This is a genomic window from Marinobacter excellens LAMA 842 (assembly GCF_001574445.1).
Lineage (GTDB): Bacteria > Pseudomonadota > Gammaproteobacteria > Pseudomonadales > Oleiphilaceae > Marinobacter > Marinobacter shengliensis.
This window is the reverse complement of the sequence record NZ_LOCO01000008.1, coordinates 60,349-74,808: the sequence shown is the minus strand read 5'-3', so window position 1 is coordinate 74,808 and position 14,460 is coordinate 60,349. Positions and strand designations below refer to the sequence as shown.

Sequence of the window (14,460 nt, the reverse complement as noted above, 5' to 3'; positions counted from 1 at the left end):
ACACTGATGGCTCAAGTCTAGCACGGAGTTATTGGCTGGCCACTGCAGGTTTCGATAAACTCCCGGGACTTTGACCAGAACCGTAAGCAGGAACACGCGATGACCGCAATCCAGATCCGAACACCGGCGCTGACCATCCGGGCTGGGCGACGGGCCCTTCAGCGCCTGAGGGACAAGCCGTTAACACCGGCGGACGTCCACGTGATACCCGGCGCCGCCGGTGGCCCGAAAGCCCTGGGAATCAGCGGTCTGGACAAGGCCATCTTCGGTGACTGGTTGCCCCGGGCACCGCAAGAGCGGGTGCTGATCGGCTCGTCCATCGGCAGCTGGCGGTTCGCGGCGATTGCCTCATCCGACGATCCGAAAGGCCAACTGGCCAGGCTGGCGGAACTCTATACCAGCCAGCGTTTTGCCAAGGGTGTCAGCGCTGCGGAGGTATCCAGAAAAAGTGTTCTGTTTCTGGAAGAGCTGTTGGGTGGCCGGGAGCAGTATATCCTCAATCACCCCTGGTACCGTTTGAACGTGGTGGTTGTACGCAGCCTGGGCTTGCTGGAACACGACGCCAGGGGCCGCCTGGGTCTGGGCCTGATGAGTGCAATCAGCGCCAATATGGTCAGTCGTCGCCACCTTGGCCGATTCATGGAGCGGGGTATCGTGCACGATGCCCGCATCAGGACGCCGGTGTCAAAGCTGGTGGATTTTCCCAGCCATGAAGTGGCGCTGTCTGCGGACAATCTGTTGCCCGCGCTACTGGCCTCAGCTTCGATTCCGCTGGTTATGTCCGGTGTTCGGAATATTCCCGGAGCTCCGGATGGCGTCTACCGGGATGGCGGGCTGCTGGACTACCACCTGGATCTGCCCTACGAGCAACCGGGCATCATCCTGTACCCGCACTTTACCGACAAGGTAGTGCCGGGTTGGTTTGACAAGACCTTGCCATGGCGCCGGGGCGATGCCACCCGATTGCAGGATGTGTTGCTGGTTTCCCCGTCCCGGGCGTATCTGGACAGCCTGCCGGACCGCAAACTGCCAGACCGGAAAGACTTCGAGAAGTACCTTGGCGACGATTCAGGCCGTGAACGATCCTGGCGCGCATCCATTGCCGAGAGTGACCGACTGGGGGACGAGTTCCTCGAACTTGTGGAGAGCGGGCGCCTGCTGGATCGGGTTCAGCCATTGTAGCCATTGGCAATCTTGATTGCGCTCAGTCTGAAGCCTGTTACTCCGTGGATCGGGTCCTTCAATACCATCACCCGCACCACCACCGGGACCGTCTGCTCGGCGCTCCGGTGCAACAGATTCACATCTACCCTGGCCAGGGTGGCCTCTTGCCGGGCTGCGGCCAGGCACTGGTCGAAGCGTTCACGGTCGGGCTCGGCGACCAGTTCGCTGAACGGCCGGTTGGCAAGGTCTGACGGCGCCAGTCCCAGCACATCCGCTACCTGTGCCGATACGAATCCGATCTGCCCCTGTTCATCCAGTTCACTGACAATCGCTCCCGAAAGCGTGACCAGGTCCCGACTGCGGGATTCGCTGTCATTCAGTGCCTGGCGCAGCACGTTCTTCTCGACCTGCAAGTTGGTGATCCGTTGGTCAGCGATCCTGTTCAGCCCGGCCAACCTATGGGCGCTGTCGTCTTTCCGGGCAGCCTGCCGGCAGAGGGTCAGGGCGAGCAGCATTGCCACCGTGGTAACCATCACGCCACTGGCAGCGGCGAGCCACCCCAGACGCCGGGCCGGCGATGCCAGCATCCGGGTATCCGGCCAGGTGGTCACCATCCAGTGCCGGCCGTTGGTCTGCAACTCGGTTCTCAGGGCGTCATTACCGGCCGGATGGCGTGAGCTGCCCAGCTGTATCAGTGGTTTCTTGGTGTGGCGTTCCAGGGTATCGATCCTGAGACTGATGCCATCCTGAAGTCCGGTTGCCAGGGAAGCCCGGAGCTCTTGAAGCTGTTCGTCTTCCTGCGATAGCCGGGCAAGATGGATGACAACCTGGCTGACCAGGGATTGATGCAGGGCCTGATAACGCTGGTGGGCAAGCTGATGAGCCATGTCTGAGGCGAGGCGGGCCGTCAGGAGGCTCAGAATGACGCCGCAGACCAGAATGACGGCCGGACCCCAGAGCCCCGGCCAGAGGCCAGGCCGGCGCGGGCCCGGATAAGGGATGTCAGAGAGGTCGCTATCCATGCTGAAAGCCTCTGGAGCTGTTACGGAAAGTGTGTCCAGATTACTCTAGACCAGCTCCGGCACTTTCGAAAGACGGAAGCAGTTATCGGCTGGCGTTCCGGGCGGTACCGTACACCAGCAAAAAAGCCAGGAAGGCTGTCACCACCACCGACGGCCCGGCTGGAGAATCCAGGTGCCAGGACAGCGTCAGGCCGCCGGTCACGGCGATAAAGCCGAACACCACCGCCAGTGCCATCATGTGTTCCGGATTTCTGGCCAGGCGTCTGGCGGTGGCCGCAGGAATGATTAACAGGGCGGTAATCAGCAGGACCCCGACAATCTTCATCGCCACGGCAATCACCAGGGAGAACATCAGCATCAGCGCCAACCGCAAACGCTCCACGGGTATTCCCTCCACCCGGGCCAACTCTTCATGAATGGTGCTCATCAGCAATCCGCGCCAGAGTATTGCCAGCAGGGTCAACACGAAAGCCGCGCCGCCGTAAATCCACAACAGGTCCTGGCGGCTCATGGCCAGCAGGTCACCGAACAGAAGGCCAGTCAGGTCAACCCGCACATCCGGCATGAAACTCAGGGTAACCAGACCGATGGCCAGTGCACTGTGGGCGAGAATGCCCAGCAAGGTGTCGGTGGCCAAGGCCCGGGTGCGCGAGAGCAAGACCAGAGCGACAGCAATGGTGACGCAGGTAATGATCACGCCCAGGTTCAGTGGAACACTGATCAGGAAACTCAGGGCGATGCCGAGTAACGCGGAATGGGCAAGGGTGTCGCCAAAATACGCCATTCGCCGCCAGACCACGAAGCAGCCCAGGGGGCCAGCCACCAGTGCAACACCCAGTCCACCCAGCAGTGCCCGCCAGAAAAAATCCCCGAGCACAGAATCAATGATGCTCATGGTCACAGGCTCCCTGAACGTCCGTGCTGATCACAACGTCACCGTGCAGGTTATGGCGGTGGTTATGATTGTGGTGATAGACCGCCAGAGATTCGGCCACCTGGTGGCCAAAGGTCTCGATAAACGCGGGGTCGTGAGAAATGTCGGCCGGGTAACCGCTGCAACACACGTGCTGGTTCAGGCAGATGACCTTGTCAGTGGCCGCCATGACCAGATGTAAATCATGGGAAATCATGATCACGCCGCAATTCAGCTCATCCCGGAGTTGGCGGATCAGGTCATACAGGGCTGCCTGGCCGTTGATATCCACACCCTGGGCGGGCTCGTCCAGCACCAGAAGGTCCGGTCGTCTGGCCAGTGCCCGAGCCAGCAACAAGCGCTGTTTTTCGCCGCCGGACAGGTGATGCACCGAGGCATCCAGCAGGTGCCCGACACCGGTGCGCTCCAGTGCGGCTTCGCATTCTGCGTCGGAGCGGCCGCTCAACAGCATGAACCGGCGCACGCTAAGGGGTAGCGTTGCTTCCAGGGACAGGTGCTGGGGCACGTAGCCAATGACCAGGCCGTTGCCCAGCGAGACCTTGCCGGAGCTGGGCTTCTGGATGCCCAGAACGGCTTTGATCAGGGTGGTCTTCCCGGCTCCGTTGGGGCCGATAATGGTGATGATGTCGCCCCTGCGAACCGTCATCTCAACCCGGTCCACCACCGGGCGGTCATCAAACTGCACAGTCAACTGATGCAGGCGCACCAGGGCGTCAGGCATGGCCGGGTTCTCCCTGGCATCGGGGGCAACGGCCGGCGACTTCCATGGTGATTTCTTCGGGCCGGAAGGCTACGTCCGCCGCCGCGGCTTCTACCGCCCGAGTGACCTCCGGTGCGTCCAGCTCAAGCACGTTGCCGCATTCTCGGCAGATCAGGAAGGTGCCCCGGTGGTGCTCACCGGCATGGGTGCAGCCGGTAAATGCGTTCAGGGAGGCAATCCGGTGTACCAGACCGTATTGCAACAGGAAGTCCAGAGCCCGGTACACGGTGGGTGGGGCAGCGTTATGGCCCTCGGTGCCCAGCATGGCAAGAATGTCGTAGGCCCCGAGAGGCTTGTGAGATTGCCAGATCAGTTCCAGAACCCGCTCACGGATGGCGGTGAGGCGGGCATTCTGTTGTCGGCAAATGGCCCGGGCATCCGCCAGGGCCTGGCTGACACAGGCCTCGTGGTTGTGCGGGCGATAAGGAAGCGCGCGTTCCGGCATAGTCTGGATCCTGCAAAGTTTGCAACATTATAACATTTGCAGGCAGTACTGCTACGGCTGTGACCGGGTGGTCATCAGTGCCTGGCGGTTATCGCCAGTGACTCCAGGTACTCGAGGTTGGGAATCCAGGCGGCTTCGCCGTCGACTTCCACCTGCATGAGATCGGCCGGTCCAGCTTCGCCGTCCAGTTTTCGGATCTGCTCTTCCACCAGTCGGGCCTGGCTGGGAATGCCCTGGGTGACCAGCGCCATGAACGGGGCCTGCTGATGGCTGTCACCGATGGTGTTGAGCACAATGATTCTGCCCCGGTTGTCTCCGGGTACGGTCAGGGTTCCGCCGTTGGCTGCGTCATAGGATATGACTGGCAGTGTCAGGCCGCGCCAGTCCAGGAAGCCCACCAGCCATTCCGGGGTACTGGCGCCGGCGTCGGTACTGTTAAAATCCACCACTTCCGCGATCGACACGTTGGGTAGCAATAGTTGCCGGTCGCTGACCGGAATCATGACACAGGAGAGGGACTGGCTGTTCTCTTTCATGACGTGTTACCTCAGGCGGAATCCCGTTTCTGCCGGTTTTTGAGCAGGCAGTTGTTCTCAATGGTTTTCACCAGTTCCTTCGCCAGTTGCTCCGGTGTGCCGCAGAAGCTGCTGCAGCCGGTAGCGGCGACCGAATCCGGCATCGAACTGTTACCGCAACTCTTGCTTTCCTGCACCCAGATGCGGCTGCCGTAGGCTTTGAGCATGGGCGCTGCGATGGCGCCATCATTGCCCATGCCGGAAAACAGGATGGCATGGCAACGCTTGCCGTAGTAATCGGCAACGTTAAGCAAGACCTGGTCGATGGACGGGCCATAGGGTCCAGGCCAAGGCGTGTTGCGTTCTGTCAGTTGGCCCTGGGTGTCGAACGTCCATTCCCGTTCAACGGGCATCAGCACCACATCACCGTTTCTTACCCGGTAGCCTTCTTCCGCCCGTTTGAGCTGGTAGTGGGCATGCCGGCCCAGAACCCGGGTCAGTACCTCAGTGAAGTTGCCATCAATATGTTGAGCGTACACAAAACCCACCGGCAACCCTGGTGGCAGATTGTCCAGAAACGTTTTGACGGCAGCGGGTCCGCCCAGGGAAGCGCCCAGCACCCAGACATCCTCTGCCAATGAGCCTGGCGCTGCCGGAGCAATCCAATGAGGCAGTTCCGGTGCCGAATGAGGCGCCGGTGTGGTCTCCACCAATTCTTCCAGATCACTGGCGGTGTCCAGTGTCTCCAGGTGGCCAAGTTGTTGTTCCAGCTTGTCCACCAGCCGTCGTTCCCAACGGAAATAGTCTGTACTGCCGGGTTTGGGCGCCTGATCAACCCCGAAAAGTACCGGGGCGTCGGTATTTTCCAGCAAATGATCAAACAGCGCTGGATGGTCAGCCTCGTCTTCCAGGGTGACCAGCCACAGGCATGCATCCGGGAATTCCGGATAGTCCATCAGTCGGGACGGATCGCCGGAAAATGACACTTCCAGGCCGAATTTACCGGTGGCGGCCTGCAACCGGTGGCGTTGCAGGACCACATCGGAAACAATCCCGACCCCGGGCCGGCCAGGTTGGCCGGCCATCACTGATTCCCGGTCAACCGCTTGATGGTGTCAAGCAGTTCGGCTTCCTGGAACGGCTTGCCCAGATACTCGTTGACCCCGATCGACAGTGCCCGTTCCCGGTGTTTCTCGCCGGTCCGGGAGGTGATCATGCAGATCGGTGTTTCCTTCAGGTTGTCGTCGTGGCGCACGAAACTGGCCACCTCGAAACCGTCCATCCGGGGCATTTCGATGTCCAGCAAAATGATGTCCGGGCGATGATCCTGAAGCTGCGCCACCGCATCCAGACCGTCCTTCGCGGTGATGACTTCCATGCCGTTTCGTTCCAGCAAGCGGGAGGTAACCTTGCGCACGGTTACCGAGTCGTCCACCACCATAACCGTGGTGATCTTCTCCTCGTAGCGGCTGGTTTCCCGGGCTTTCTCGAGGTTGGCCAGGCGTTGCCGTTCAGACAGAATGTCGGAACGGATCATTGCTGGCAGGTCAAGAATCACCACCACGTTACCGTCACCCAGAATGGTGGCACCGGACACACCGCGCACGGTACTGAACTGCGGGCCCAGGGATTTAACAACGATTTCCCGGCTGCCCATCAGGTGGTCCACCTGCAAGGCCATGGGCTGTTCAGCCCCGCGCACCAGAATCACCGGTAACGGCAATGCCTGGCCCTGCAGTTTCGGATGGTGATCGCTGTTAAGCAGGCTGCCCAGATACTGCAGGCGGTATTGCTGGCCGGCGTATTCGTACATGGGGGCATCCGGCTTGTAATACTCTTCCAGCTCGTAGGTGCTGACCCGCACGATACCTTCAATGGTGTTGAGCGGGATGGCATAGAAGTCTTCGCCGGTAGCTACCATCAGGGCGCGGTTGACCGACACGGTAAACGGCAGGCGCACGGTAAAGGTGGTGCCGCGGCCCAGGGCCGAGTCAATATCCAGGCTGCCGCCCAGCTGCTTGATCTCGCTGCCGACCACATCCATACCCACACCACGGCCAGAGATCTGGGTAACTTGTTGGGCGGTGGAGAAGCCGGGCTGCAGGATAAACTGCAGGATTTCCCGCTCTGACAGCTCTTCATCGGCCCGCATCAGCCCCTGACGGACGGCTTTGTCGCGGATCACGTCGGCAGGAATGCCCTTGCCGTCGTCCATCATACGCAGTACCACATCGCCGCCTTCACGGGTCAGCGACAGGACAACTTCACCGGTGGCGGGCTTGCCGGCTTTCTTGCGTTCTTCCGGAGTTTCAATGCCGTGGTCCAGGGCGTTACGCAGCATGTGTTCCAGGGGCGCGATCATGCGCTCCAGAATATTGCGGTCCATTTCGCCTTCGGCGTTGCGAACATCAAAGTCCACTTTCTTGCCCAGCTCGCCGCTGATCTGGCGCACGATACGGCGCAGGCGTGGCACCATCGAGGCGAACGGAATCATCCGGGTCTTCATCAGACCCTCCTGGAGTTCCGTGTTGATCCGGGACTGCTGTACAAGCAGAGTTTCGGTATCCCGTACCCGGTCGGCCAGGGTTTCCCTCAGGTCGGCAAGGTCAGAGGATGACTCGGACAGTGCCCGGGACAGCTGTTGGATGGAGGAGTAACGGTCCATCTCCAGCGGATCGAAGTCGTCGCCGTAGTCTGGGCCGTGTTCCTGTTCCGCCCGGAACAGAATCTGGGCCTCTGTCTCGATATCCATCCGGCGCAGCTGTTCACGCAAACGTTCGATGGTGGCGGCCATTTCATCCAGGGTGTGGCTGAAATCGCTGGTTTGCTGCTCCAGGCGGCCCCGGGTAATACTGGTTTCACCGGCCAGGTTGACCAGTTCATCCAACAATGGCGCAGAAACCCGGATGGTTTCCTGAGCCGCACGCTGGGCTTCGGCCGCCTTGTTGCGGATCTTGGCCGGTGCTTTTGCTGGCTTGGGCTGTTCCGGGGCTGGTTTGGCCGGCGCTTCTGGTTGCGGGGCCGGTACCTCGGCTGGCTGCTCAGCCGCCGGCTCTGGCTGCGTTGAATCGGCCTGTGTCTGTGACGGTGCGATCACCGGTGCACCCGACTCAAAGCGAGTGCGGATAGCCGACACCAAACCAATAATGGCGTCGTGGTCCTCGGTAATCGCCTGCCACTGGCTGTCGTCCGGAGCGTTTCCACCCAAATCAATCAAGCGGGTTTCAAAGGCGTGGGCTTTGTCACCCAGTTCGCTAAGTTGCGACAACCGTGCGCCACCCTTGAGGGTGTGCAGGGCTCGTTGGGCCTCCTGGTTGAAATGATGGTTGGCTGGCTCTTTGCGCCAGTCATCCAGCAGCTGCTCGAGCTGGTCCATGATCTCGCCGGCTTCCTCCAGGAAGATCTCCAGCACTTCTGGATCTACCACTTCCGAGCCGGCCCCGGCGGATGCCTCCGGGGTCTCCGCCAGGTCGTCGGACACCTGGCCGGTGGCCTGGAAGTCGGCAATCAGGTCGCTGTCAGACTTAGGTTTCTGGCCCGCTTCAATGGTATCCAGCATGGACTTGAGGCTGGCCAGGGCCCGGTCGCTGAGCGTCAGCAGACCTTGCTGATCGTTACCGCCGGAGACCAGAGTATCCAGCGCGTCCGACCAGGCCTCGGCAAGGTCGGCAATCGGGTCGACATCGGACAGGCGGGCGCCACCCTTAAGGGTATGCAGTTCCTGCTGCAATCGGGTGATGCCGGCCAGTTCGTCCGGTTCTTCACGCCACTGGTCGAGGCATTCGGTGATGGCTTCGTGGATCTCCAGGCCTTCGTCCAGGAAGATGCCAATCAGGTCGTCATCGGAGGCCGCTGCCAGAGTCCCGGTTGGTTCTTCATGGTCATCAGTGCCGGCCTCGGCGATGGTCTCCGGGCTCTGATCCTTGGCGCCTGGCTCTTCCGCCTCCTCCACCTCTGCCGCAGGCAAGGTTTGTACTGGCGCCGGGGTCTCGCCCCGCAGAATCGCTTCCACCTGCTGAACCAATTCATCGGCCGGCGGGCAGGGCTTCTGGGTGGCGACCTGTTCAACCATCTGAGCCAGACGATCGTGGCAGGCAAACAGCAGGTCAGTCATTTCGCCGCTGGCGTCGAGCTGGCCTTCCGCCACTTTCTCGAAAAGGTCTTCCAGCACGTGAGTCAGGTCGCCGATGGCGTCGACACCGGCCATGCGGGCGCCACCCTTGAGGGTGTGTACTTCCCGCTGCAGGACAGCTGCAACCTCACGATCCGATGGATCTTCGCTCCAGGCATGTAACGAGCTGCCGGTGGAGTTGATCAGGTCATAGGCTTCCTCGAGGAAAATGCCTACCAATTCAGGATCAAGGTGTGAAAGGTCTGTGGCCTGTAATTCGTCTTCCGCAGTGGTCTCTTCTGGTGCCTCGTCAGTCTCGGGCAGCGGCAGCTCCTGGTCTTCGGACACGTCTACGGTGTCAGAGAGGCTGACGTCGGTGACCGGCCGTGAGCCCCGTGCGGTATCGATGTAGGCGTGGATCTCGGCAATCAGATCCGGTGCCGGCCTTGGTGGCTCCTGGGTTTCCAGGGCCTCTACCATGCCTGCCAGACGGTCATGGCAGCGGAACAGCAGATCAGACAGGGTGTCGGTGACGGCAAACCTCTGCTCGGTCAGTCCCTCGAACAGGTTTTCAAGTTCATGGGACAGGTCGCCCACCGAGGGGATGTCGGCAAGCCGTGCACCGCCCTTAAGGGTATGCAGGTCACGCTGCAGCAGGCGCAGGATGTCCAGGTTGCCGGTGTCTTCGCTCCAGCTCTGCAAGGCATCGGCGGTGCTGTTGATCAGGTCGCGGGCTTCCTCGAGGAAGATTTCTGCCAGTTCCTCGTCAATATCGCTGTCATCCGAGGACAGTTCCGGCAGCGGTGGCTGCTCGCTCTCGGCGGGTTCGGGCGCACCCTGGTCCAGTTCTTCCAATTCGAGGCTGAGGTCGATTTCTTCCAGATCCTCGGTGAACTGCTGGTCAAACTCGCTTGGTTCCTGGCTGACTTGTGATGACGCGCTGGTCAGTTCGTCGAGTTCTTCGATCAAGCCGTCGCTGGGTTCGGTGGCGAGACCGGCAGCCACTTGATCCATCAGGTTGATCAGTTGTTCCTGGGCTGGGCGAACGGTGGCGAAGAAGTCGTCGCCCGGTGTCAGCTGGTTTTCTGCGACCGCCGTGTAGGTGCGGGTCAGGGCAGCGGCCAGGTTGGCCACATCCGTCAGGCCGGCATCAGATGCTCCCTGAGTCAGTTGTTCCAGTTCCTCACGCAAGGTGGCCAGTGAGTCGGTGCGCTCCGGGTGCTGTGCCCAGTCGTCGAGGATCGATTCAGCGTCCAGAACAATGTCCAGACCTTCACCGAGGAACAGCTGAACGAGTTGCGTTGGAGCCTGCTCAGACTGCTGCTGGTCGTCAGACATGGCATGTGAAAGCAGGGTTTGCTGGCTGATCTGTTGCAGTCTTGCCAGATATTCATCGGTGCCCTCGAGCGACCCTTGCGGGTTGCTTCTGAGTTGGGCCAGGCCTTCGGTCAGGTAGCGGCTGGCCTGTTCGATCAGTTCCAGAACGTCCCGGTCCGCACGTTTGTTCTGGGCCCTGGACTCTTTAACAAAGCGTTCAAGCGGCGTAATAACCTCGGCAATCGGGCCGATACCGGCAGTATGGGCGCTGCCCTTGAGGGTGTGGAGGGCCCGGGAAAGGTCATCGGTGTAGGCGGCCGAGGTCTTGTCACCGGCTGCGGCCAGATAATCCTTGAGGGTTTGCAGGTGGGTTTCGGTTTCGTTCTCGAAAATCTCGAGAAGAACGGGATCGACGTCCTGATCTGGCTCACCGGCGCCCGCATCGAATTCCGGTTCGGCGTGTTCCAGACCGGTATCCTGGGCTGTCTGGCCTTCATCACCTATCTCGGCTTCCGCCGGGGGCATGGAGGTGGCGTCTGGAATCTCGCCGTTGGCCAGGGCGGTTGCCCGGGCCTGCATGACCGAGGTATCGACGCTGGCGGGGCGACGTTGCTCGAAATCAGACACCAGGGCAGGGACGGCGTCGGTCACGTCCTGAACCAGTTGTGCCACGTCGTCGTTCATGAAAATGCTACCGTCGATAACCCGGTTGAGCATGTTTTCCACAGACCAGGCCAGTTCGCCGATCACCTCGGCACCCACCATCCGGCCACTGCCCTTCAGGGTGTGGTAGGCGCGGCGCACTTCCGCCAGGGCGGTGCGGTCGTCGTGCTGGCGCAACAGCATCGGCAGGTATTCGCGGATGGTGTCGAGCACTTCCCCGGCTTCTTCGATGAAGATTTCCAGAATCTCATCGTCGATCAGGTCATCACTGTCACCGGCGTCGGTGGCGGCCGGCTGTGCAATCTCTTCCGACAGAGACTCATCCGGTTGCGCAGATTCGGGAACAGAACTGGTCTCAGGCTGCTCTGCTGGTGCGGGGGCTTCGTCTGCCTCGGCCCGGCGAGTAGTGGCCAGGGCTTCGGCCCGCTCGATCAGTTCGGCAACGTCACCGCTGCTGTGGCCATCCCTGAATTCGTTAATCAGTGATGGAATTCGGCTGTTAACTTCGTCGACCAGCGCAAACAGGTCGTCACCGGGCTTGATGGTCTGATCGATCACCCGGTTCAGCAGGTTCTCTACCGACCAGGCCAGTTCGCCGATACTGGAAGCCCCTACCAGACGGCCACTGCCTTTAAGCGTATGGAACGCCCGGCGCACTTCGGTCAGTGCCTCACGATCGTCGTGGCTCTGGCGCAGGCGGGGGTAGAATTCATGGATGGTCTGGAGAACCTCTTCGGCCTCCTCCACGAAAATGCCCAGAATTTCGTCATCGACCAGCTCGTCATCCGATGCCTTGGCCACATCTGGCGTCTCGCCTGGCTCCTGAACTTCCACAGTCGGCACGGAGGTGGATTCGGACGCCTGCTGGTCGAGGTTCCAGGTTGGCTCCTGTCCTACCGGGAAACCAAGCCCTGCCAGGCTGTCTTCGGCCACTCTCAGAATGGAGTCGTTATCGCTGATGCCTTCCGCCAGGCGCTCCAGATAATATTCGATACTGGTGACGGCATCGGCCAGGGTGTCCAGCTGTTTCCAGTCAGGCACCTGCTTGTTACTCAGCAGGACATCGGAAACGTAACGCTCAGCCGAGGCCAGCATGTCTGCCACGCGATCCAGCGGTACCAGGCTCAGCCCGCCGCGAATGCTGTGCAACAGGCCGGGAACATGGTCGATTTCCCGGGTATCCCATTGTGAGGCAATGAAGTTGACGATGGCCGACTTGACCTGTTCGAGGGTGTTGCGCGACTCCCGGAGCAGGGCTTCACTGGCGTCGCCCAGCTCGAGACTGCCCATGTTGGGGCGTTCGCCATCCTGGCTGCCCGACTCAACGTCAGTCCGTCGGTCACTGTCCAGGCCGGCAAGGCTGGCTTCGACATAGAGCAGTGCCCCGGCGATGTCCATCAGGGTGCCATCGTCGGCGGGCTCGGCCTGGCCACACAGTTTTTCGACCAGTTCAACCTGCTCGGTTACCACCTTGCGGGGGATGCCGAGGCCCAGAACGGCCAGGGTATTGGCAACCTGGCGAAGGCCCGGCAGCAGCTCGTCAAGCTCGGTGTTCTGACGCAGTTCGGCCCGCACGAACAGATCGAGCTGATCTTTCAGGCGGGCCAGCTCCTCGTTCAGGGCGCTGACAACAGAATGGATGGCATCACGGCCCGGGCCGGACACGCGGGTGCGGGCCGCGTCCACGTCGTCTTCGGACGGTAACGCGCTGGTTAGCTGATAGGCGTCCCGGAGTGCATTGACCTGCGGGCTGTCCAGGTCACGGGCACGTGCCACGTAATACAGCAGGTGCTTGAACAGGGCTTCCGGTACTGGTTGCTGCAAAATATCGGCGTGCTCGTCGGTCAGCCGTCGAATCTCGGCGTCCAGTTCCCGTAACAGGGATTTAACGGCGGTATTGACCGGGTTCACGTTGGCCCGAAGGGTCTCGACAAAGGCGCTGGCGGCTTTCCAGAGTTCACCGCGGGGTGTTTTCTGGCACAGGCGGATCAGGCGCTGGATGACCTTTTGCATGTAATCGAAATGGGCGGCCAGGTCGGCCTCCCGGACCACGCCGGCAAGGGCAAACTGATACATCTGCCGCAGCTTGCGCAGGTGGCCGAGAACCTTGGGGTCATGCAGTCGTTCGGAGACTTTGCTGCTTACCCGGATCCGGGATGGGCTGAGATCCGGTTTGAACAGTGAGGTGTCCGACAGAAGGGCTTCGCCCCGGGCGGCCCGGAGATCGTTCAGCAGCGGCAGCAACACCATCGGAAAATCGTCACGACTGCTGCCGAGGTGTTCGAGGTACTGGGGCAACTGCAGGATGGCCTGCATGAGGACATCAACGGCTTCGTCAACATTGGTGACGGTTTCGTTCAGGATGGCCTGGGTCAGCTTTTCCATCTCTTCGGTCAGCAAGGCCGCACCGTAGAGTTCCACCATCTGCAGGGTACCGTGTACCTGATGGAGGTAGTTCAGGCAGAAGCGCAGGCGCGCGGTATCGTCACGATTATCGACGTACGCTTCAAGTGCATGCTGGCCCTGGGTCAGCGTGTCCTGTATTTCGCCCCGAACCCAGTCGAGGGCGATACTGTCATGGTGATTGCCCATAACCACTCCGGTTATTCTTCGTCGGACTGACGTTTGATCCACGCCAGCACATGTTCCGAGGGAAGCCTCTGCAGGCCCGGTGGCTGCCAGTCGGTCAGTTCACCCTGGCCAAGCACCAGTAACCCCCCCGGTGCCAGACGCTCTGCTAGCCGTTTGACAATTTCCCGCCGGCGCCAGCGGCGGAAGTAAATCAGCAGGTTCTGGCAGAAGATAATGTTCATGCCGTGCATCGGTGCCTTGTCCAGGTCCAGGACATTGAGCCTGGTAAAACAGACGCGGTCACGGATGCTGTTTACAATCTCAACGGTATTCCGTTCTGATGGACGGAAATACCGGGCTTTCATGTCTTCGTCCATGCCCAGCAATTTGCGGGCATTGAACTGGCCCTGGCGTGCCTTTTCGATGGCGGGCAGGCTGATGTCAGAGCCAGTGACGCCAAACAGGGGCTGCAGTGCCAACTGCCCCATGCATTCATTGAGGATCATCGCCAAGGTGTAGGGCTCTTCGCCGGTTGAACAGCCAACACTCCAGGCTTCCAGGGCACGTTTTCTGAACTGTTCCCGGGGGCGGGTCAGAACATAGTCTGCAACCAGCCGGAAGGCGTCAGGGTCCCGGAAAAACCGGGTTTCCTGAACCGTCAGACGATCAACCAGTGTTGCCCATTCCCTGACGGCATCCGGGCCGTTAACGATTTTCTCGTAATAGGCCTGATAGCTGCTGCAGCCGATTTCCCGCATTCGTATACCCAGATTGGTTTCCAGGAACGAACGGCGTTCGGCCGTCAGGGTGATGCCGGTGCGATGCTCCAGCAGGGTCTGCCACTGGCTGAACTGCGCCTCATCCATATCCGGGAGTCGGCGCAGTGCCCAAATGCCTTCGGCGGGTGACAGTTGGTTATGCATCTGAGCCATAAACCGTCATTCGCCCCGGGCCGGTG

At 60.8% G+C, this 14,460-nt stretch carries 9 protein-coding genes; 1 reads left to right on the top strand and 8 read right to left on the bottom strand.

The features are described from left to right. The first annotated feature begins 99 nt into the window (after nt 1-99). Nucleotides 100-1,182, top strand: coding sequence for a patatin-like phospholipase family protein (locus J122_RS09230; RefSeq protein ID WP_061331975.1), 1,083 nt, complete (start codon nt 100-102; stop codon nt 1,180-1,182). Here the strand turns inward: J122_RS09230 and J122_RS09225 are convergent. From J122_RS09225 to J122_RS09190, 8 genes are all read right to left on the bottom strand, one after another. Continuing rightward, nucleotides 1,170-2,186 carry a PAS domain-containing protein gene (locus tag J122_RS09225; RefSeq protein ID WP_061331974.1) on the bottom strand — a complete coding sequence of 339 codons (1,017 nt, stop codon included), beginning with the start codon at nt 2,184-2,186 and terminating at the stop codon, nt 1,170-1,172. The two genes, J122_RS09230 and J122_RS09225, sit on opposite strands and share 13 nt — an antisense overlap. Before the next feature lie 82 nt (nt 2,187-2,268). Continuing rightward, nucleotides 2,269-3,081, bottom strand: a complete 813-nt coding sequence (znuB, locus tag J122_RS09220) for a zinc ABC transporter permease subunit ZnuB (protein ID WP_061331973.1) — start codon at nt 3,079-3,081, stop codon at nt 2,269-2,271. Further along, a complete protein-coding gene (gene znuC / locus J122_RS09215; RefSeq protein WP_061331972.1) occupies nt 3,068-3,841 on the bottom strand; it encodes a zinc ABC transporter ATP-binding protein ZnuC in 774 nt (257 codons plus the stop codon). Before znuC ends, znuB begins: the two co-directional genes overlap by 14 nt. Further along, on the bottom strand, nt 3,834-4,325 hold the full coding sequence (locus J122_RS09210) for a Fur family transcriptional regulator (RefSeq protein WP_061331971.1): 492 nt from the start codon (nt 4,323-4,325) through the stop codon (nt 3,834-3,836). The genes znuC and J122_RS09210 overlap by 8 nt, the downstream gene beginning before the upstream one ends. A 74-nt stretch (nt 4,326-4,399) precedes the next feature. After that, nucleotides 4,400-4,861, bottom strand: a complete 462-nt coding sequence (locus J122_RS09205) for a chemotaxis protein CheW (protein ID WP_061331970.1) — start codon at nt 4,859-4,861, stop codon at nt 4,400-4,402. Between the two features lie 11 nt (nt 4,862-4,872). Further along, entirely contained in the window at nt 4,873-5,925 is a 1,053-nt protein-coding gene (locus J122_RS09200) for a chemotaxis protein CheB (RefSeq protein ID WP_061331969.1), read from the bottom strand. Beyond that, on the bottom strand, nt 5,925-13,523 hold the full coding sequence (locus tag J122_RS09195; protein ID WP_061331968.1) for an Hpt domain-containing protein: 7,599 nt from the start codon (nt 13,521-13,523) through the stop codon (nt 5,925-5,927). The genes J122_RS09200 and J122_RS09195 overlap by 1 nt, the downstream gene beginning before the upstream one ends. Before the next feature lie 11 nt (nt 13,524-13,534). Next, entirely contained in the window at nt 13,535-14,434 is a 900-nt protein-coding gene (locus J122_RS09190) for a CheR family methyltransferase (RefSeq protein WP_061331967.1), read from the bottom strand. Between the last annotated feature and the right edge of the window lie 26 nt (nt 14,435-14,460).

Coding starts and splice junctions, on each gene's coding strand:
- J122_RS09225 (WP_061331974.1), bottom strand. CDS start 2,186: ATGGATAGCGACCTCTCTGACATCCCTTATCCGGGCCCGCGCCGGCCT.
- J122_RS09230 (WP_061331975.1), top strand. CDS start 100: ATGACCGCAATCCAGATCCGAACACCGGCGCTGACCATCCGGGCTGGG.
- J122_RS09200 (WP_061331969.1), bottom strand. CDS start 5,925: ATGGCCGGCCAACCTGGCCGGCCCGGGGTCGGGATTGTTTCCGATGTG.
- znuB (WP_061331973.1), bottom strand. CDS start 3,081: ATGAGCATCATTGATTCTGTGCTCGGGGATTTTTTCTGGCGGGCACTG.
- J122_RS09190 (WP_061331967.1), bottom strand. CDS start 14,434: ATGGCTCAGATGCATAACCAACTGTCACCCGCCGAAGGCATTTGGGCA.
- J122_RS09205 (WP_061331970.1), bottom strand. CDS start 4,861: ATGAAAGAGAACAGCCAGTCCCTCTCCTGTGTCATGATTCCGGTCAGC.
- znuC (WP_061331972.1), bottom strand. CDS start 3,841: ATGCCTGACGCCCTGGTGCGCCTGCATCAGTTGACTGTGCAGTTTGAT.
- J122_RS09210 (WP_061331971.1), bottom strand. CDS start 4,325: ATGCCGGAACGCGCGCTTCCTTATCGCCCGCACAACCACGAGGCCTGT.
- J122_RS09195 (WP_061331968.1), bottom strand. CDS start 13,523: ATGGGCAATCACCATGACAGTATCGCCCTCGACTGGGTTCGGGGCGAA.